This window comes from Enterococcus hermanniensis (genome assembly GCF_001885945.1).
Lineage (GTDB): Bacteria > Bacillota > Bacilli > Lactobacillales > Enterococcaceae > Enterococcus_A > Enterococcus_A hermanniensis.
In genome coordinates this window covers 247,800-267,664 of record NZ_JXKQ01000004.1, presented here as the reverse complement: position 1 = coordinate 267,664, position 19,865 = coordinate 247,800, and the positions used below count along the sequence as shown (strand labels likewise).

Below are 19,865 nucleotides of genomic sequence, written 5' to 3'. Positions count from 1 at the left end.
TGAAACTCAACTGACAACTTTGTAATAATAGCATTCCTACAATTACTTGTCAACAACTATTTTTCATTGTCATATCAATGTATTTCAACAACGTTATTGATAATACCATACTGAAATATAATGTCAATAATTTTTCAAACAGTTTTCAAAAATATTTCACTATAATAGAAAATGGATTAGCAATATGCTAACCCACCTCTACTTCTACTCCATAATGATCACTAATTTTAGTTTCGTTCTTATCATTAAAAACAATCTTATAGTTTCTTACTAGGAATGATTTTGATGTAAAAATATAATCAATCCGTAATTTAGATAAATTTCCTACCCACCCATCAATTGACTTTTCAACAGTGTACTCTCCAGTTATTTTTTTAGCTTCCTTAAAAGCATCCTGCAATTGCAATGGACTGTTTTTAATAAGATCATAACCTTCTTCTTTTATTTTCGCATCATTATTGAAATCCCCTAGAACAATCAAATCTTTAGTCTCTATTATTAAACGCTGCTCTAATTTCTTCCATTCAAAATAAAATGCTTGATCTTTCCACCAAGAAAAATGACCACTTACTACGATTACAGTACGATTAGCAATCGTTAGTTCGCCAATCATTACTTTCCTTGTATGATAATCTGTAGGATTCGAGGTCTTTGAAATCAACAAACTTTCTACTTTATCGAAAGGTACTTTGGATAATAACCCTACCCCTTCTTGATATTTCTCATAACCAATGTGGTTAAATGTCCAGCTCCAATAATAATAATGCCCCAACTCATTTAATCGTTGAATTAAACGATATAAAAAATTATCTTCATGAACAGTTTGTTGATTATTCGTCGCTTGAAAATATTTATCAGTTATTATAGAAGAACTATTAATTAATTGGTTGATTTCTTGCAAACCAACGACTTCATATTCTTCTTTAATAATTTTTCCAACTAAAACTTCGATTTGTTCTTCATCTTTGTTTTCCATCCAGCTATGGATGTTCAATGTTAAAACTTTGATTGTTATCGCCTCACTTTAATAATCGATGCTTCCGATTGATTCGCCACGTGAAACAAGTCCAGTTTTATCATAATGATAAGCTTTCACTTTATCACCATTAGTAAATACTACCACCATCGTTGTTAATTTATCTGCTGCTTGAATTTTAGCCAAATCAACTTCTGCAACTATTTTTCCGGCTTTAATACTTTCACCTTCATGAACTTTGATATTAAATGGCGTACCTTCAAGATCTACTGTATCTAATCCCATGTGCAACAAAACTTCAATTCCATCCACTGTTTTTAAACCAATTGCATGTTTCGTCGGGAAAATAGAAATGACAGTTCCTGTTATTGGACTCGCGATCTCTCCATTTTCAGGTATGATTGCAAAGCCTTCACCCATCATTTTTTGAGAAAAGACTTCATCTTGGACTTGATCAATTGGAATCAATTGTCCATTTGTAGGGGCTACAAATTCTTGATTCAGCCCTTTATAAGTAGTTATCGATGCTTCTCCAACTGGGGTTTCGGATTGAATCGCACTAGTTGGGATTTCTACTCCTGAGTCCAGTAAGTCTTGGATATCTGATTTTAAAATATCGGCTTTAGGACCATAGACAGCTTGTACACCATTATCTTTCACTAGAAGCCCCATCGCGCCAGCCTTTTTCCATTGTTCTTCTGATCCAACTACAGAATGATCATTGACCGATACTCGCAAACGAGTCATACAAGCGTCTACATCAGCGATGTTCTTGGCACCACCTAATAAATTGATGATTTGGACAATTTGACTATCAGCTGAAGTAGCTCCCGCATCTGAAGCGACTGGTGTTTCATCATTATCTACTTCGTAATTGCCATTACGTCCAGGAGTTGCATAGTTGAATTTTTTGATCATAAAATTTGCAAAGAAATACGTGAACACACCAAAAGCAAGACTTGTGATCACAAAATTCAATAAGTCATTTCCCAAGCCCGCACGCAAGGCCATCGGAACTCGTGTCAATAACTCAATATTACCAAATGAGTGAACACGTAAATGAATAATGTCAGCCATCGCAAAAGCGGCTCCTTGAATCACTGCATAACAAGCATACAATGGTACTGCAACAAACATAAACATAAATTCTAGTGGTTCGGTTACACCTGTTAAGAAAACGGCAACTGCTGCTGAAAGAAACATAGATTTGTATTTCTTTTTCTTATCAGGGTCAACATTACGATACATCGCTAATGTCAGTCCCATCAAAATACCCGTTGAACCAATCATTTGACCTACCTTGAATCGTGCAGGTGTCCATTGTGTCAACACTTGATGATACTGAGACATATCTCCAGCATCTTTTAAGTTTACCAAATCAGTCGCCCAAGCCAACCATAATGGATCTTGCCCAAATACTTGACTACCCGCCTGCGCTCCAGTCATAATTTCATACGTTCCACCTAATTGTGTATAGTTCATCGGAATCGTCAACATATGATGCAGTCCAAATGGCAGTAACAATCGTTCTAATGTTCCATATAAAAAAGGCGCTAAAATCGGTGCTGTATCTTGAGAATTAGCGATCCATTTACCAAAGTCATTGATTCCGGTTTGAATGACTGGCCACACTAGGGCTAAAACAACAGCCACAATCACAGAACGTAAAATCACAACGAACGGCACAAAGCGTTTTCCATTAAAGAAAGTCAATACTTCTGGAAGTTTACGGAAATTATAGTATTTATTATATGCCGTTGCTCCAACGAAACCAGCAATGATCCCAACAAATACCCCCATATTTAATGCAGGTGCTTCAAGAACACTAATGAAATAACCATCGACCATTATTTTTTGTCCAAATAATGTGTGAGTGACTGCATCGGGATTCGCTAACATTTCAGCAGTTACACCAAAGATCGCACCTGTGATCCGGTTAATTAAAATGAATGAGAGCCCTGCAGCAAATGCACCACCAGCTCGTTCTTTCGCCCAACTGCCTCCTATTGCCAAAGCAAAGAGTAAATGTAGATTGCCAATAATTGCCCAGCCAACATTCTCGACCACCCCGCCCGTTGTTACTAACCAGCCAAGGTTACTATTGATCATTGGTAATGATTTCCCAATACTGATCATCAATCCAGCAGCTGGCATTACTGCGATAACTACCATTAAAGCCTTCCCAAATTTTTGCCAAAACTCAAAACTAAACATCTTCTTTATACCCGTCATGCTTTTCCCTCCTAAATTTACGCAATCGGTTTCGTTCTATTCGCATTATATATTGCTTAAGCTCTTTTGTAAACTCTTACAATTAAATTTATTTAAAATAATAACCGCTATATAAATCCTGTTAACAATTTATAGAACCGTACTTGACTAACGCAACCGATTGCATGTATGATGGAAGCAATAAGATAAATGAGGAGGACAATCATGAATAATGGACGACGACTTTTTGATATCGATCCCTGGAAAATTCGTACAACAAAATTAGATAAAGAACATCGACGTTTGCAAGAATCTTTAACTAGCATCGGCAATGGTTATATGGGAATGCGAGGTAATTTTGAAGAATATTATAGTAGTGATCATCATAAAGGTACTTATCTTGCTGGAATTTGGTATCCAGATAAGACACGTGTTGGTTGGTGGAAAAATGGCTATCCTGAATATTTCGGTAAAGTAATCAATGCGTTAGATTTCATTCAAATGCGTTTATTCATTAATGAAAATGAAATCGATTTAGCTAAAACATCTGTCGAAGATTTTGATTTGGAATTGAATATGCAAAATGGTGTTTTAACACGATCATTTACCGTAACTATCGACAAGGCAAAGGTCCGAATTACTTTCGAGCGTTTTTTAAGCATCGTTAAACAAGAACTAGCAGTTATTCGTTTAACCGCTGAAAGTTTAGCTGGCGAAGCGCAATTAAAAGTAATTTCTAAATTAGATAGTAATGTCCAAAATGAAGATAGCAATTATGAAGAAATGTTTTGGTTGGAGAAAATACGTGGACATCGAGAAGACATCAGTTTCTTAACTACTCAGACCATTCCTAATAATTTTGGAATTGAGCAGTTTTCAGTTACTGGAGCGATGAAACATGTCACTTCGACCATTGGTGTACAACAAGAAGATACTTTAGAAGTAGCTGAGACATTTAGTTATGATTTAGTAATCAACCAGCCCGTTCATTTAGAAAAACGAGTTGTCGTATTGACTAGCCGCGATGTTCCAGAGTCACAGCAACCAGAAAAAGCAGTAGCTTTACTAGAAGAGTTCCAACTTTCTTATGATGACTTATTAGCCGAACAAAATGTCGCTTGGGCAAATCGTTGGGCCCTCGCAGATGTATTAATTAGCGGTGATGATGAAGCCCAACAAGGAATTCGATTTAATATTTTCCAATTGTTCTCAACCTATTATGGCGAGGATGAGCGTTTAAATATTGGTCCTAAAGGCTTTACTGGCGAAAAATATGGCGGAGCAACTTACTGGGACACAGAAGCCTATGCCGTTCCAATGTACTTGGGTATCACTGATCCAAGCATTACTAAAAACCTATTAAAATATCGTCATAACCAATTGCCACAAGCGCAACACAACGCACAACAGCAAGGCTTGAAAGGCGCTTTGTATCCAATGGTTACCTTTACCGGTGTCGAATGCCACAATGAATGGGAAATTACATTTGAAGAAATCCATCGAAATGGTGCTATGGCTCATGCAATCTACAACTACACTACCTATACAGGCGATGAAACGTATATACAAAAAGAAGGTTTAGAAGTGTTAACTGAGATCGCGCGCTTTTGGGCTGATCGTGTGCATTATTCTAAACGCCAAGATAAATACATGATTCATGGTGTTACCGGCCCTAATGAATATGAAAACAATATCAACAATAACTGGTATACAAACTTTTTAGCTCAATGGGTTCTAAAATATACGTTAGAAAATTATCAAAAGTATCAAGCGCAAGCAACTGTTGTGATCACCGAAGAAGAACAAGTCCAATGGCAAAAGATTATTGATAAAATGTATTTCCCTAAAGATGAAGAACTAGGAATTTTTGTCCAGCACGATACCTTCTTAGATAAAGATTTGATGCCTACGTCTGATCTTACACCTGCGGATCGTCCCTTGAATCAAAATTGGTCATGGGATAAGATTCTTCGCTCTTGTTTCATCAAGCAAGCAGATGTCCTACAAGGAATTTATTTCTTCGGTGAACAATTTACTTTAGAAGAAAAAAGGAAGAATTTTGATTTCTATGAACCAATGACGGTTCACGAATCGTCTCTTTCTCCGTCCATCCATGCGATTTTAGCTGCTGAATTAGGACTGATCGATAAATCAATGGAAATGTATCAGCGAACTGCTCGTCTTGATTTAGATAATTATAATAATGATACCGATGACGGATTGCACATCACATCTATGACTGGAAGCTGGTTAGCAATCGTTCAAGGTTTTGCCCAAATGAAGACTCACACGGGAAAATTGAGTTTTGCTCCGATGTTACCAACCGATTGGGATCATTATTCGTTCCATATTAATTATCAAGGTCGTTTGATTTCAGTTGCAGTAAATCAAAAAGAAGTCCAAATCGACTTGAAAGATGGCCCCGCCTTAGCTATGATGCTTTATGGAAAAGAAATTTCTCTAAATGATACAATGACGGTTCCGCTAGAACAGGAGGCGTCAAATGTTTAAAGGGGTTTTATTTGATTTAGATGGTGTGATTACTGATACAGCTGAATATCATTACCTAGCTTGGAAAAAATTAGCCGATAAATTAGCGATTTCAATTGATCGCCAATTCAATGAACAATTAAAAGGTGTCAGTCGTGAGGATTCATTGAAATTAATTTTGGCTCATGGGAATCGGTCGACTGATTTTTCTGACACCGAATTCCAAGAATTGGCAAAAGAAAAAAATGATAACTATGTCGAAATGATCCAATCAGTCGCTCCAAAAGATGTTTATCCGGGCATTTTAAAATTATTACAAGACTTAAAAAAAGCTAATATCAAAATATCCTTAGCTTCAGCGAGTAAAAATGGTCCTTTTTTGTTGAAACAGATGGCATTATTGGATTACTTTGACGGGATCGCTGATCCAGCAGAGATTGCACATGGCAAACCAGCACCAGATATTTTCCTTTTAGCGGCTAAAATAGTCGGGCTTGATGCCACTGAATGCATCGGGATTGAAGATGCCCAAGCGGGTATCACTGCCATCAAAGCCAGTGGCGCACAACCCATCGGTGTCGGTGATGCAAAACATTTAGGAACAGATATTCCGCTTGTTGCTAAGACCGATCAATTAACAGTCGAGTTTTTAGAAAAACATTGGCAATAAAAATGAATGCTCATAAATTACATTAAGAAAGAAAGGATGGGGAAACGATGATACCAACGGTTAAAGATGTCGCAAAAAGAGCCAACGTCTCTCCTTCTACCGTTTCTCGGGTGATCAATGACCATCCCAGTATTTCAGTAGAAACAAAGAAAAAAGTTCGTAAAATCATGGAAGAGATGGATTATTTTCCTAATGCTACCGCACGAAATTTAGGAACTCAGCGGGCAAATACCATTGGCGTGATTTTGCCGCCTTTGGACTCGCAAGAACGATTAGGCAATCCGCTCTATTTAGAATTACTCAATGCAATCAACGAAACGGCGGCGGGCTTTCAGATTGCTACTGCGGTAGCATCTGCCGCAAATAGTGAGGCATTATTAGAGAACGTGCAACGAATGCATCGCCAAAAACAAGTCGATGGTTTTATTCTCGCTTACTCAGAAAAAGACGATCCTATTTCAGAATATTTATATCAACAGAAAGTCCCTTTTACTTTAATCGGTCGTCCAGCAAAACGAGAGGCTGATATTATTTATGTCGACAATGATAACCAGCTCTTAGGAAAACAAGCAACAGAATATTTGATTGAAAAAGGGCATAAAAATATTTTATTTGTCAGTAATGTCGACCAAGAAGTGATTTTCTTTGAACGATACTTTGGCTATCAAGAAGCATTGATGCTTGCAGGGTTACCAACGCATCCCGCAGTAACGATGTTACAGCCCGAAGACTACACAAGCTTCCCAGAAATTATCGGTCAAACAGGAGCCTCTGCCTTGGTCATCATTGATGATATTTTTGCTTTGCGGATGATCCAACTAGCAACTCTACATGGCTATGCTGTTCCTGACGATCTTTCGGTCGTCAGCTTTAACAATTCAATTTTTGCAACTTTGGTCCATCCCTACCTGACTACGATCGATATCGATGTGACGGATCTAGGAAAATTAGGAACTGAGAAATTATTAGAACAAATCAATCATGAACCATCTAGTGGAATTCAATTAGTCGTTCCCCACCGTTTGATTCAACGCGAAACAGTTCGTGCGCTTAAGTAATCGTTAAAAATGACCAGTCCAACTTGTGGGTGGTCATTTTTTTAATTTATACTATGAAAAAATAGAAGGGATTGTTAAAATGATCGTTCTCTGCTTAATAGTCATACTAATAGCCTCGATTATTTATTGTCGTTATCAAACGTATCGTCTAGTAGAAAAACATTTCCTAGTAGAAAAAAATACTCAATTATCAATAAAAAAAGGCGAATCTTCTACATACACGATTGCTCAAATCAGTGATAGCCACTTTTCTCCTTTTTATCAGCCAGAGCGATTTACTAAAATCGTTACTCAATTGAATCAGGCTCAACCAGAGATTGTTTTATTTACCGGTGATTTGATTGAAAATTATAACTACTGGCAAACACACGACTGCACAGCAATCAGCCGTCAATTAGCAAAGATTCAAGCTTCTGTTGGTAAATTTGCCATCTTAGGAAATCATGATTATCGTTCTGACGGTGCGGCGGTCGTAAAAAAAATGTTGCTTGACGGTGGCTTCACCCTATTAGAAAACCAATCTATTTTAGTAGATGGGATTAGTTTGACCGGAATCGATGATGCGCAAGAAGGAACACCTGATTATGCTGTAAAAACTTTACCTGCGTCCTTTTCACTTCTGATGATCCATGAACCTGATCAAGTAAAAAACATTGCTGATATCAGTTCTTTCGATTTGATTTTAGCTGGACACAGTCACGGGGGACAAATTCGGTTTCCTTTTTTTCCTTATAAAAATTATGGATCAAAAATCTATGATAAAGGCATTTATCCACTCACGATTACTACAAGTTTAGTCGTAAACACAGGCTTAGGAACGACCGGCCCTCCGTTACGCTTCCGCGTGCCACCAGAAATTCTTTATTTTCATATAGAAAAAGGATCGGAATAATTTCCGATCCTTTTTTAAGCACTGATTTTTTGTTTGATATAAGGAATGAAGACTGGAACCAACGAAATAAAGACGATCATCAACATGATCAACGAGAAGTGATCACTGACTACTGGAATATTTCCTAAGAAAAAGCCTGCCAAAGTAATAACCGTTCCCCAAACAATCGCACCAAAAATATTGAATCTTGAGAAAGTTCCCCAATGCATTTTACTAGATCCTGCAATAAAAGGAATAAACGTCCGAATAAACGGCATGAAACGTCCTAAGAAGATTGTCCATTTTCCACGCTCGTTGAAGAAGTTCTCAGCTTCTTTTACTTTCTCTTCTTTGATGAACCGCGATATTGGACTATGATAAAGTGCACGCACTCCTAAAGTATGCCCAATCCAATAATTCATCGTGTCACCTAAAATCGCTGCAATAACACAAATACCGATCACATAGGGTAAATGCAAGACACTTCCACCCAAAGCAGTCAATGCACCGGCAGCAAATAAAAATGAATCTCCTGGTAAAAACGGAAAAACTACAACCCCTGTTTCAATAAAGACGATTGCAAATAAAATGGGATAGATACCCAAACCATATTGATGCACCAACGAGACCATGTGGGCATCAATATGCAAAATAAAATCGATCAAAGCCATATTTTTTTCATACTCCTTAAAAATAAAAGTCTCCTCTATCATACGACTTTTCACAAAAAAAGAAAGTTTGATCCGTCTTTCTATAGAAAAAATAAATTTTATTAGTAACGTGGTATAATAACAAAAAAGAACAAAAGGAGTTTTTTTATGAGCGTTCTTTCTCATATGCAGAGCATGCAAAATGATATGTCGACTGCTGAAAAAAAAATTTATTTATTCATTCGTGAGAATAGTGAAAAGGCTGCGGGGATGACTGCCACCGAAATTGCTGAAGCTTCAGGCGCAAGCGCCCCAACCGTGGTTCGTTTTTCAAAAAAAATGGGGTTTAATAGCTTGACCGATCTTAAAATCGAGCTTTCTGCCGAAACGATGCAGCAGCGAAGTAATAATACCTATAGCGATGTCAGCCAAGATGAATCCTTTCATACCTTGAAAAATAAACTAGCTAGCAACGCTCGCTATACGATTGATGAAACGACGGCACTCTTCAACGAAGAAGAATTTTTACAGGCCTGTCAATTACTTGAAGAAAAAGACTTTTGTTACGTCTTAGGAATCGGGGCCTCCAATCTAACTGCTACTGATATCGTTCAAAAATGGAGTCGTTTAGGAAAAAATATCATTAGCGAACCCGATTACAATACGATTTTGCCCCAACTAGTGCTTCATCAAAAAGAGGCCGTAATTTGGTTGGTCTCAAATTCGGGACTCACCTCTGAACTACTGGCATTAGCAGAAACGGCCAAGGATCTAGGCATTCCAATCATCACTTTGACTCAATTTGGTCAAAATCCTTTAGCTAAACTTTCTGATGTCTGCCTTCAAACATCTCGACCAACTGAAGCTACTTATCGTAGTGCGGCAACTGATTCGATTTTGGCTCAATTTATTACTGTCGATTTATTATTCTATGTCTATCTTAGCCGTAATAAAGAACATGCTGAAAAAATTTATACTACACGAGCAGTCGTACAAGAATACCGAAAAAAATATTTTTAATCCACAATCAAAAAAACGAAGGACGATTAATTACGTCCTTCGTTTTCATTTTTATTTTGTTTTAGCTTTGAAGACTTCTGTTGTAGCAGTTACTTTACCCGTTTTTTCCAAGACATATGTTTCGACATCATTCATATTAGTAACCAGAACCATCATTGAGATCCCTTTACCAGCTGCTTTGATCGCTGCTAAATCAGCCGTTGCAACTTTGGTTTCCGGTGTCACATGTTGGCCTTCGGTTACAAGTATCTCAAACGGTTGTCCTTCTAATTCTACTGTATTGATCCCCATATGAAGTAACACTTCTAAACCACTGTCTGTCGTGATACCGATCGCATGTTTCGTCGGAAAGATTGTTGACACTTTCCCAGCTACCGGCGCAAAAATTTCGTTGCTCGTTGGTTCAACAAAATACCCTTCGCCCATCTTTTTTTCAGCAAATACTGGATCAGCAGCATCTTCTAATGGATGAACATCACCTTGTGCAACTGCGGTAAAAACATCTATTGCATGAGCCGCAACTTTATTTTCAACCATTGGTTCAGCTGAGACAGTTGTTTCTGCTAATTGTTGTTCTGCTAATTTATCTTTTGGAATACCAAAGAAATACGTTGCAACAAATCCACCAGCATAAGCTGCAAGCAATCCTAGGACATAGCCCCACCAACGACCATTCGCAATCAATGGAATCAAGGCTGCTCCAGAAGGTCCGATCGCAATCGCACCAACACCACCGATTGCTCCGATCACTGCACCACCAATCCCACCACCAACACAAGCGGTCACAAACGGGCGCCCTAATGGTAGCGTCACTCCATAAATCAATGGTTCTCCAATTCCTAAAATACCAACTGGCAACGCACCTTTGATCATTTCAGTTAATTCTTTGTCTTTACGTAATTTAATCCAAAGAGCTAATGCTGCTCCTACTTGACCAGCACCGGCCATAGCTAAAATCGGCAATAGCAAAGTCATCCCTGTTTCGCCGATCATTTGGATATGGATCGGTGTCAAAATTTGATGCAAGCCAAACATTACCATTGGAAGGAATAATGCCCCTAATACAAATCCGGAAAATGCACCACCGACTGATAAGACCCAATTGATTCCACCAACCATGCCATTTGAGATAAAACCTGCTAAGGGCATGATCAAGAAAATTTCCAACAGTCCAACCACTAATAGTGAGACCATCGGTGTGATGATAATATCAATCGCATCTGGAATAATTTGATGCAATTTCTTTTCTATGATCGACAATAACCATACTGCGAAAATGACTCCGATAATTCCGCCTTGACCGGCAGCTAATGCATCGCCAGTAAACAAGTTTTTGATCGGTGCATCTGGATTCATTCCCGTCAGCATAACGACTGCCCCGATCACACCACCCAATGTAGGATTAGCACCAAAAACTTGAGCAGAATTGATCCCAGTATAAATGACTAGATATGTGAACATCCCATTTTTCAGAATGTTCAAGACATCGACAAATTGTTGCCATGTAGCTGCATCTAATGTTCCAGCTGTAATCAAATTGGCCATAATCGCTGCGACACCAGCAATCAACCCTGAACCTACAAATGCTGGAATCATCGGAACAAAAATATTTGAAATATCTTTTAAAACAGCTTTAATCGGTGACTTTTTTTGTTTTGCTTTTTGTGCGGCTTTCATTTCTGCAGCTTTTGCATTCACCAGATCTTTACCGGTCCCATGTGGCAATTCTTCTCCTAGCTCAACACCCGCTAGATCGACCATCTCTTTGGCGACTTTATTGACTTTTCCCGGACCGATGATTACTTGTAACTGCTCATCATCAACGACACCTAAAACACCGGGAATACTTTTCAATTTTGCTTGATCTACCTTGGCATCATCTCGTACACTCATCCGAACTCGGGTCATACAGTGGACAACACTTTGGACGTTCTCCATGCCACCAGCACCAGCATAGATTTCTTTCGCTAATTGGTTCAATGTCAATTCTTCTTTTGCCATCTCATTCACTCCTTATTATCATTGCTTCGAGCATTATTTTTTCAATCATCGTTCCAGTTTTATCATTTTGCTTAAAGAGTTTTCTTAACAAAGCCTTCTGCTTGGACTAATTTTTCACTTGCTGCTGCTTTGTCGCTATTTGTTAAAATCATGACGATCGCTAGTTTAACATTTTGTTCAGCTGCTTCGAAATAGCGCGCTGCAGTCTCATAATCGGCTTCGGTCGCTTGCATGATGATTCGTTTCGAACGTTCAACTAATTTTTCATTGGTTGGTTTCACATCGACCATTAGATTATTATAGACCTTTCCAATCCCGATCATACTGATCGTTGAAATCATATTCAAGATCAATTTTTGTGCTGTTCCAGATTTTAAACGTGTTGAGCCAGTTAAAAATTCAGGCCCACAATCCACTTCAATCGGCATATCAGCATGTTTACTGATTTCGGCCTCTTTATTACAAGCGACTGTTCCGGTTGCAGCACCAATCGAACGGGCGTAATCCAAACCGCCGATCACATAAGGTGTCCGTCCACTCGCTGCGATTCCGACCACAACATCACGATCATTTAATTGTAGGTCCTTCAAATCTTGAGCGCCAAGCTCCGCGTCATCTTCTGCCCCTTCTACTGCAACAGTCATCGCTTTTTCACCACCAGCAATCAGCCCGACAACCATTTCTGGTTCCACACCAAATGTCGGCACACATTCTGCAGCATCTAACACTCCTAAGCGTCCACTAGTTCCAGCACCCATATAAATCAAGCGCCCACCTTTTTTAAAACCAGCAATGGTAGCCTCAACGACTTTTTCGATTTGTGGTAATTGCTCTGCTACTGCAGCTGCTACTTTATGATCTTCTTGGTTCATTAATTTGACTGCTTGGTTCACACTCATTTCATCTAAACCAAAAGTTGTTTCATTTCTACGTTCTGTTGTTAAATTTTCTAAATTAATCATTTTTATCCACTCTTTCCAAACTAAATTTATGTCCTGCGCTGATAGTTCTAAGCAACGCTTGATCTGCTTTTGTAATGTGACCGACAACATTTACTTTTTCATCTGCCGGTAAGGTTTGTTTTACAATTTGGATCTCTCCCATATACCGTAAATACTTTTCATTATCAATCGTTACCGCACCAATAGTCCGTTCCACTGCCGGAAGTGCGTCGACCTGTGGGATATTTTTAAAACGAGCTTCGGCACTGCGAATGACATCACGTGCTTCATCTTGTCGATTGATATGTTTTCCTAAAACGAATTCACTTTGTTCATTTAGGGCCTCCATATGTAAAACTAGTTCTTTTTCTTTTATATATGAAGAAAACTGTTTTAAAACACGCTCGCTTATTCCGCTATCACCAAGATAAACTTTATCAGTATCGGTGAGCAAATCGAGCGCTGCCGCTAATGGATGTAGGTGGCGATGCTCTTCAAGAGTCGGCAATCCCTGGTATAAAGGACCTCTAAAATTTTTATTTCCTGGTACAAATGCTTGGATCGCAAATCCTTGAGTTTTCAGCCATTGATTTTTCTTTTGATACCAAGTCTTATCTAATCCCGTTTCAGGGCGTGGATAATAATTATGCCATGCTTCTAAATGAGTAAAATCAGCCGCTGCGGCTTTTAATTCTGCAATATCTTCCTCAGTAATCGTTGAAGCATTCAAGGCTACGTCGATTTCTTGAGATAATTTTGCGATTTGTTGATTGCTGATATGATAGTCCATCCGTAGTCCCGTAATGCCTGCAGTTTTTAATTCTGTGATTCGATCGAAGGAAAAACCAGCACGCTTCAATGCATCACCAGAAATATCTACCATTACTGATAACTGATTCTCCTTAGCAACTTCGCCTAAAGCAATCAAGCGCTTACGATACTGAGTAACATCATCTTCCGGAATATGTAGAGACGTAAAGATTCCCGAAAATCCATTTTTTGCCATTTTTTTAATATAATCTTTTGTCTCAGTTGATAACTCTTGATTTAAGAAAATTGAGAATCCAAACATGAGCAACCTCCTCGTAATGAAACCGTTTAACTTTACGAGATGATTATAACCACAAAAAATAAAAAACGCAATACTATTTCATAAAAATATTATTTATTATGAAATAACATTTCTTTGAAGTCTGAGTACTACCCTTTTTATCTATTTTTTATGTATACTATGGATTGGTAATCGAAAGGAGAATTTCTACTATGAAAATTGCAATTGCTGGAGCAGGTGCGATGGGAAGCCGAATAGGATTGATGCTTCACCAAGCAGGCAATGAGGTTGTTTTAATTGACCGCTGGCCGGAACATATTCAGGCAATTCGGGAAAAAGGATTGATTGGCGAATTTGAAGATCAAACCATCACTGCTAAACTGCCGATCTACTCTCCAGAAGAAATTGTTGAAGGACATACAAATGTCGATTTAGTTATTGCATTGACTAAATCAATGCAATTAGAGGCGATGTTTAAAGATATAAATGCCATCATTGGTAAAGATACATTTGTCTTCTGTTTATTAAACGGCTTAGGGCACGAAGAAACATTGTCCAAATTTGTAGCCAAACAAAATATTATCTTTGGTACCACGACTTGGACTGCTGGTCTAGCAGGGCCTGGTCATGCTAAATTAGTTGGTACAGGTAGTATCGAAATGGAAAACCTAGCACCTGAAGGAAAAGACTTCACTTTAAAAGTCATTGATATTTTCAAGCAGGCTGGTTTAAATCCTATCTATAGTGACAACGTTCGCTACTCGATCTGGAAAAAAGCTTGTATCAATGGAACCTTAAATGGATTATGTACTATTTTAGATTGCAATATTGCAGAATTCGGTTCGATGAGCATGGCACGAACATTGATCGAAACCATTATCGGAGAATTTGCCGTTGTGGCTAAAGCAGAGGGGATCGAACTTGATCAAGCACAAGCGATCGAAGCAGTCGAAGCCACTTATGATGTAAAAACACAAGGGCTTCATTATCCTTCGATGTATCAGGATCTGATTCGTAATCATCGAAAAACGGAAATTGATTACATTAACGGAGCTGTTTGGCAAAAAGGGCAAAAATATCAAATTCAAACGCCTTATTGCGCCTTTTTAACTCAATTAGTTCATGGAAAAGAAGAATTATTAAATGCAAAATAAAAAAGCGCCTAAGCGCTTTTTTTTGTTAAGAATAATTGCTACGATCTTCCGATAAAGAATGATACCACTGCAACAACGATTACTGCACCAATGATCGAAGGAATTAGTGCCATACCAGCTAAGCTAGGGCCCCATGATCCAAGCAATGCTTGACCAATTGCAGATCCAACTAGACCAGCAACGATGTTAGCAATCCATCCCATTGATCCGCCTTTCTTAGTGATCGCACCAGCGATTGCACCAATTACAGCTCCAATGATTAAACTCCATAACCAACCCATTATTCTTCCCCTCTTTCTATATAAAATGATTACACTTTTATGTTACAGATAATCAAAAAATTTTTCCATTATTTTGCTCAAAATAGAACCTTTTTGATAAATTATTCTGAAACTTTACATGATTTTCCGTATAAAAGAGCATTTCAAGTACAAGATGACTTTTTTAACGCTATCGTTTGATTGATAATTTTTTTCTTTTTCATATTTAAAAATAAATTCTATTATTTTTCATAAATAATAATAATTTTAATCTTAATAAGAAAAAATTATCGTTTTTTTTTGTTTGAATGAAAATTAAATGAAAAAAAATTCAATAAACTGGAATTGTCAGAATATTTTGGTATTATAATCAAATAATTATCAGAATATTTCAAATCTACAAATTATTCCCGCTATTTAGAAATGAGGAAACAGATGGAAAATAAAAATAAATTACAAAAACAAATGACTTCACGCCACATCATGATGTTAGCATTAGGTGGTGCGATCGGAGCTGGGCTATTCAAAGGGAGCGGAGAGGCAATCGGAATTGCTGGTCCTTCCGTTATCTTAGCCTTTTTACTCGGCGGGCTGGTTCTCTTTATCGTAATGAACGGTTTAGGGCGTCTTGTATTGAGTAGCGACAATATTCAAGGCTTGTCTGGCATCATCAAACCTTACTTAGGCGATCGAACGGCGGACTTTATCGATTGGTTGTACTGGTCGCTGTGGATGATCAATATTATTGCCGAAGCTGTAGCTGCAGCTAGTTTTATGCAACTTTGGTTTCCAAACGTCCCTTCATGGATTTTTGTCTTGATTCTTGCAATGCTAACAACACTGATTAATCTGTACTCAGTTCGTTTATTTGCTGAAACAGAATACTGGTTGGCTTTCATCAAAATTGCGGTGATCATCATTTTAATCGTCTTTGGTGTTTACTTAGTCGGTCATGAAATCTTTAATATTGGTTTTGGTAGTACGATTTCTCGTATGACTAGTCATGGCGGTTTTGCTCCTCATGGACTAAAAGGTTTGGTTAATTCTTTACTCGTCGTCATTTATTCATATGGTGGTTCTGAATTGATCGCTATCACTGTCAGTGAGACAGAAGACCCTAAAACTGCTATACCTAAAGCCATCAAAGGTGTGATGGGACGGATCATTTCTTTCTACATCGTTCCAATGATTTTACTTTTGATCATCTACCGTTGGGATGCTTTAGCAAGTACTAGTGTTAGCCCATTCGTAATGGTCTTCCAAAAAATGCATATTCCTTTTGCTTCGGATATCGTAAACTTTGTTATCGTCTTAGCGCTATTTTCTTCAATCAATTCTGGCGTTTATGCATCATCGAGAACTTTGTATTTCCGAGTAAAAGAAAATACAGGTTTTACTTCAAAATTAGCTGTATTAAATAAACACCAAGTCCCTCAACGTGCCGTATTATTTTGCACTGGAACACTTTATATTGGTGTTATCTTGTCTTACTTCCTAGGAGACAAATTATTTAATTACTTAGTTGGATCATTGTCTTACTCTGTCTTGTTGACTTGGATGTTGATCAGTGTTGCTTCCTTCGTCTTGGCTATGAAAAAAGGAAGTGCCATCGAACGCTTCTTCAGTGGATTAGTCATTATCGTCTTAGCGTTAATCTTCATCGGAATTTTAATGAACAATACCATTGGAGTGACACTCTTCACTGCATGTATTTACTTAATAATTTTCTTCAGCTATCGCAAAAAGAATCCTGAAATAGTCTCTGATAAGATTTAAAAAAAACCTTCAAGAAGTATTCAACTTCTTGAAGGTTTTTTATTGGTCTTATTTCTCTTCACTACCCATAAATTTAGCAACAAAAGCTGCAATAGCTGCACCTAATGTTGGCGCAATTAAGTATACCCAATAATGAGAAAGAGCAGTACCACCAGCAAATAATGCTGGTCCTAAGCTACGAGCAGCATTTAATGAGCCACCGGTTAAGTTTAGCGTTACGATAATCAAAAATGCTAATGCAAGTCCAATTGCTAATGGTGCCATCATAGCATTTCCATATTTCACACTTGTTACCATCAAAATAATAAATACGAATAAGAATGTCGCCAATAATTCAACACCAAATGCTTGAGCAGTACTAATAACAGAAAAATCATTTTGTCCAAACCCGTCACTAGGTAATTTTAACGCATGAATATAAACATATAAAATAGCTGAAGCCACAATAGAACCTAATGATTGGGCAATTATATAAAAAATACCATCTTTCACTTCTAAACGTTTATTGATCATCATAGCAACTGTCACACCAGGATTAAAGTTTCCGCCTGAAATACCTCCAACAGCATAGGCCATTATTGTGATCGCAAGTCCAAAAGCTAAACCAATTGTTAGTGTGCCACCTTTAGCAACCACCACTGTACCAGTACCTAAAAAGACTAACATAAAGGTACCTAAAAACTCCGCAATGTATTTTCTCATTTTTCCATCTTCCTTTACAAATATTTAGAAATTTATTCTATTTAATTCGCTATTTTTTGTAAAGTAAAATCTATTTCCTCTTATTTTATTCTCTTTTTTATTACAGTAAAGGATAAATTTGATATATTAAGCCTGTTATTGAAAAATAAAAAAACTTCTATATTTGCTTTCAAAAAAGATGAAAACAAGCATAGAAGGATTCAATTCTAAACTGTTTTAAAACTAAGGACTATACCAATTCTACTTCAACATCAATATTTCCACGAGTTGCTTTTGAGTATGGACAATAATCATGTGCTTCTTCAACAATTTTTTGTGCTTCTTCTTTTTCAACACCTGGTAAAGACGTTTCTAAAATTACACCGATTTGATAACCGCCTTCATCTAATTGATACAATGAGACACGTGCTTTTACTTCTGCATCTGATTCGATGTTATGTTCTTTTAACATATGATGGACTGCACCATTGAAACATGAAGCATACCCCGCCGCAAATAACTGTTCAGGGTTTGTCCCTTCCGCGTGAATTGAAGGTGGCTCAATCTTCATTTTCATACTGCCGTTTGGTGCTTGAACGTCTCCAGTACGTCCTCCATGATTAATCATTGCTGTTTCGTACATTTTTTTCAAAATCCATCATTCCTTTCATTCTTTCTGACTATAAGTGTAAGCTGTTACAACTTAGAATACAAAAATACTGCTCACAATCCAGTCAAAACGAAGAAATTTTTGAATTTGATTATTTTACTGTGTTGGTAAATTAGGTGCTTAGTAGCTCCTATTGCTGATTAGAATGGTATTTATGGATTTTTCGATTAAAGAAAAACTCTGATAAAACCTCGTAAAATCCACAAAGGATGGTCAAAAAGATAGTCAAAAAATCGCCAGTATGTCAAAAGTAGTAAGTGAAATAGTAAGACTTCATATATCTCTTACAAAAAATCATAATTCCGGGGTAGGTTTTGATTCGGCTCATCACCGAGCGCTCCTGCTCTGATATAGCCATCACGTAGTCTATAACCATAAGACTGATAACCTAATGAACTTGCACATATTTCAAAATCGTTCTGATCAATTGGAAGCCCATTCTGACAAACATACTCTGTTAAACCTGAAAGTTGATATTTTGATTTACTTTTATTTACATGAAATAATTGATATAGGAATGGATTTATTATAAACTCTTTCGAATTTGTTTCATTATCTATCACAAAAACACCTAAGATGTTATGTGGGAAAATTCCGTCCTTAATAATTATTTCTGAATGTATATCCTCATACCATTGAACCTCTAACGTACCCATTCTTTTTGCTAATTCTTTTACAATTACATAGTTTTCATCATCATTTTTACGGATAAATCCCCAAATAATATATGAATATTTTCTTTCTTGTCTACCTCGTGCAAATTGGAGTGCCTTTTTAAATCCATCTTCTCCATATGCACCTGAAACGAAAGGACTTCTAGCTTTATCTTCCCATGCTCCTCCAATATTGTGACACAAATTTAATAAAAACATATAGCCACAAACAAGATCATTTTTTATAGAAGATAATAATTCACTCATTTCAATACTTCCAAAATTGTTTCTTTCTAACCTTGTATTGACAAACAGTAATAATTCGTTTAAATCTTTTATGTTTGGATTATTTTTAAAATAGGGGCCTATTCCTTCATATGTTATATTTTCCCGATACGCTGGCCCCTTTTCGCCGACTACAAATAACTTTTGAAAATAATCTGCTTTGGCTCTCTCAAAGTTTCCATCACCGGTATCTTCATAATCGAAACTCGGACTAAACCCTCTAAAAAAGGAAATAACTGTATTTTCCTGTTTACCATCATCCGAATAATTAATTTTTATTGCTTTCTGATTATGTATCCGATTTAGGAAGCGTCTAATTCTAGTTACTAATATAGAATCCACATTCTCAATTCTAAATTCATCATCGAAACCCATTGTCACCACTTTTAATGATGTTTGTAGAAGTAATTTATCCATTTGACAACCTCCTTATCAAGTTAATCAACA

General features: G+C 37.2%; 17 protein-coding genes. 7 read left to right on the top strand and 10 right to left on the bottom strand.

Features of this window, described 5'->3' with window-relative positions:
• Positions 1–187: 187 nt before the first annotated feature.
• Both RV04_RS06690 and RV04_RS06685 read right to left on the bottom strand, forming a co-directional pair.
• Positions 188–976 carry an endonuclease/exonuclease/phosphatase family protein gene (locus tag RV04_RS06690; protein ID WP_084405549.1) on the bottom strand — a complete coding sequence of 263 codons (789 nt, stop codon included), beginning with the start codon at positions 974–976 and terminating at the stop codon, positions 188–190.
• Between the two features lie 48 nt (positions 977–1,024).
• Positions 1,025–3,199, bottom strand: a complete 2,175-nt coding sequence (locus RV04_RS06685) for a PTS transporter subunit IIBC (RefSeq protein WP_071857705.1) — start codon at positions 3,197–3,199, stop codon at positions 1,025–1,027.
• Between the two features lie 213 nt (positions 3,200–3,412).
• On the opposite strand from RV04_RS06685, the gene RV04_RS06680 reads away from it, so the two are divergent.
• From RV04_RS06680 to RV04_RS06665, 4 genes are all read left to right on the top strand, one after another.
• Positions 3,413–5,698, top strand: coding sequence for a glycoside hydrolase family 65 protein (locus tag RV04_RS06680; RefSeq protein ID WP_071857690.1), 2,286 nt, complete (start codon positions 3,413–3,415; stop codon positions 5,696–5,698).
• The gene (gene pgmB / locus RV04_RS06675; RefSeq protein ID WP_071857689.1) at positions 5,691–6,347 is read left to right on the top strand and encodes a beta-phosphoglucomutase; all 657 of its coding nucleotides are present in this window, start codon (positions 5,691–5,693) and stop codon (positions 6,345–6,347) included. Before RV04_RS06680 ends, pgmB begins: the two co-directional genes overlap by 8 nt.
• Positions 6,348–6,394: 47 nt before the next feature.
• Positions 6,395–7,405, top strand: a complete 1,011-nt coding sequence (locus tag RV04_RS06670) for a LacI family DNA-binding transcriptional regulator (RefSeq protein ID WP_071857688.1) — start codon at positions 6,395–6,397, stop codon at positions 7,403–7,405.
• 79 nt (positions 7,406–7,484) lie between these two features.
• Positions 7,485–8,297 (top strand): metallophosphoesterase, encoded by an 813-nt coding sequence (locus RV04_RS06665; RefSeq protein WP_071857687.1) that lies wholly within the window; start codon positions 7,485–7,487, stop codon positions 8,295–8,297.
• A gap of 14 nt (positions 8,298–8,311) precedes the next feature.
• Here the strand turns inward: RV04_RS06665 and RV04_RS06660 are convergent, their stop codons facing one another.
• Positions 8,312–8,947: a VTT domain-containing protein gene (locus tag RV04_RS06660; protein WP_071857686.1), complete on the bottom strand. Its 636-nt coding sequence runs from the start codon at positions 8,945–8,947 to the stop codon at positions 8,312–8,314.
• Positions 8,948–9,094: 147 nt separating this feature from the next.
• Between RV04_RS06660 and RV04_RS06655 the strand changes: the two genes are divergently transcribed.
• Positions 9,095–9,946 carry a MurR/RpiR family transcriptional regulator gene (locus tag RV04_RS06655; RefSeq protein WP_071857685.1) on the top strand — a complete coding sequence of 284 codons (852 nt, stop codon included), beginning with the start codon at positions 9,095–9,097 and terminating at the stop codon, positions 9,944–9,946.
• Between the two features lie 51 nt (positions 9,947–9,997).
• On the opposite strand, the gene RV04_RS06650 is transcribed toward RV04_RS06655, so the two are convergent.
• The 3 genes from RV04_RS06650 to RV04_RS06640 form a co-directional block, all read right to left on the bottom strand.
• Positions 9,998–11,947, bottom strand: a complete 1,950-nt coding sequence (locus RV04_RS06650) for a glucose PTS transporter subunit IIA (RefSeq protein WP_071857684.1) — start codon at positions 11,945–11,947, stop codon at positions 9,998–10,000.
• 71 nt (positions 11,948–12,018) lie between these two features.
• The gene (gene murQ, locus RV04_RS06645; protein ID WP_143139494.1) at positions 12,019–12,915 is read right to left on the bottom strand and encodes an N-acetylmuramic acid 6-phosphate etherase; all 897 of its coding nucleotides are present in this window, start codon (positions 12,913–12,915) and stop codon (positions 12,019–12,021) included.
• Positions 12,902–13,960: a DUF871 domain-containing protein gene (locus RV04_RS06640; protein ID WP_071857682.1), complete on the bottom strand. Its 1,059-nt coding sequence runs from the start codon at positions 13,958–13,960 to the stop codon at positions 12,902–12,904. The genes murQ and RV04_RS06640 overlap by 14 nt, the downstream gene beginning before the upstream one ends.
• Positions 13,961–14,151: 191 nt before the next feature.
• Here RV04_RS06640 and RV04_RS06635 point away from each other — a divergent pair, with 191 nt between their 5' ends.
• Entirely contained in the window at positions 14,152–15,093 is a 942-nt protein-coding gene (locus tag RV04_RS06635) for a 2-dehydropantoate 2-reductase (protein WP_071857681.1), read from the top strand.
• A 38-nt stretch (positions 15,094–15,131) separates the two neighbouring features.
• On the opposite strand, the gene RV04_RS06630 is transcribed toward RV04_RS06635, so the two are convergent.
• Entirely contained in the window at positions 15,132–15,374 is a 243-nt protein-coding gene (locus RV04_RS06630; RefSeq protein WP_071857680.1) for a GlsB/YeaQ/YmgE family stress response membrane protein, read from the bottom strand.
• 414 nt (positions 15,375–15,788) lie between these two features.
• Between RV04_RS06630 and RV04_RS06625 the strand changes: the two genes are divergently transcribed.
• Entirely contained in the window at positions 15,789–17,129 is a 1,341-nt protein-coding gene (locus RV04_RS06625) for an amino acid permease (RefSeq protein ID WP_071857679.1), read from the top strand.
• A 48-nt stretch (positions 17,130–17,177) separates the two neighbouring features.
• On the opposite strand, the gene RV04_RS06620 is transcribed toward RV04_RS06625, so the two are convergent.
• From RV04_RS06620 to RV04_RS06610, 3 genes are all read right to left on the bottom strand, one after another.
• Positions 17,178–17,831, bottom strand: coding sequence for an MIP/aquaporin family protein (locus RV04_RS06620; RefSeq protein ID WP_071857678.1), 654 nt, complete (start codon positions 17,829–17,831; stop codon positions 17,178–17,180).
• Positions 17,832–18,060: 229 nt separating this feature from the next.
• Entirely contained in the window at positions 18,061–18,462 is a 402-nt protein-coding gene (locus RV04_RS06615) for an organic hydroperoxide resistance protein (protein ID WP_071857677.1), read from the bottom strand.
• A 302-nt stretch (positions 18,463–18,764) separates the two neighbouring features.
• Positions 18,765–19,835: a hypothetical protein gene (locus RV04_RS06610; protein ID WP_071857676.1), complete on the bottom strand. Its 1,071-nt coding sequence runs from the start codon at positions 19,833–19,835 to the stop codon at positions 18,765–18,767.
• Positions 19,836–19,865 lie beyond the last annotated feature (30 nt).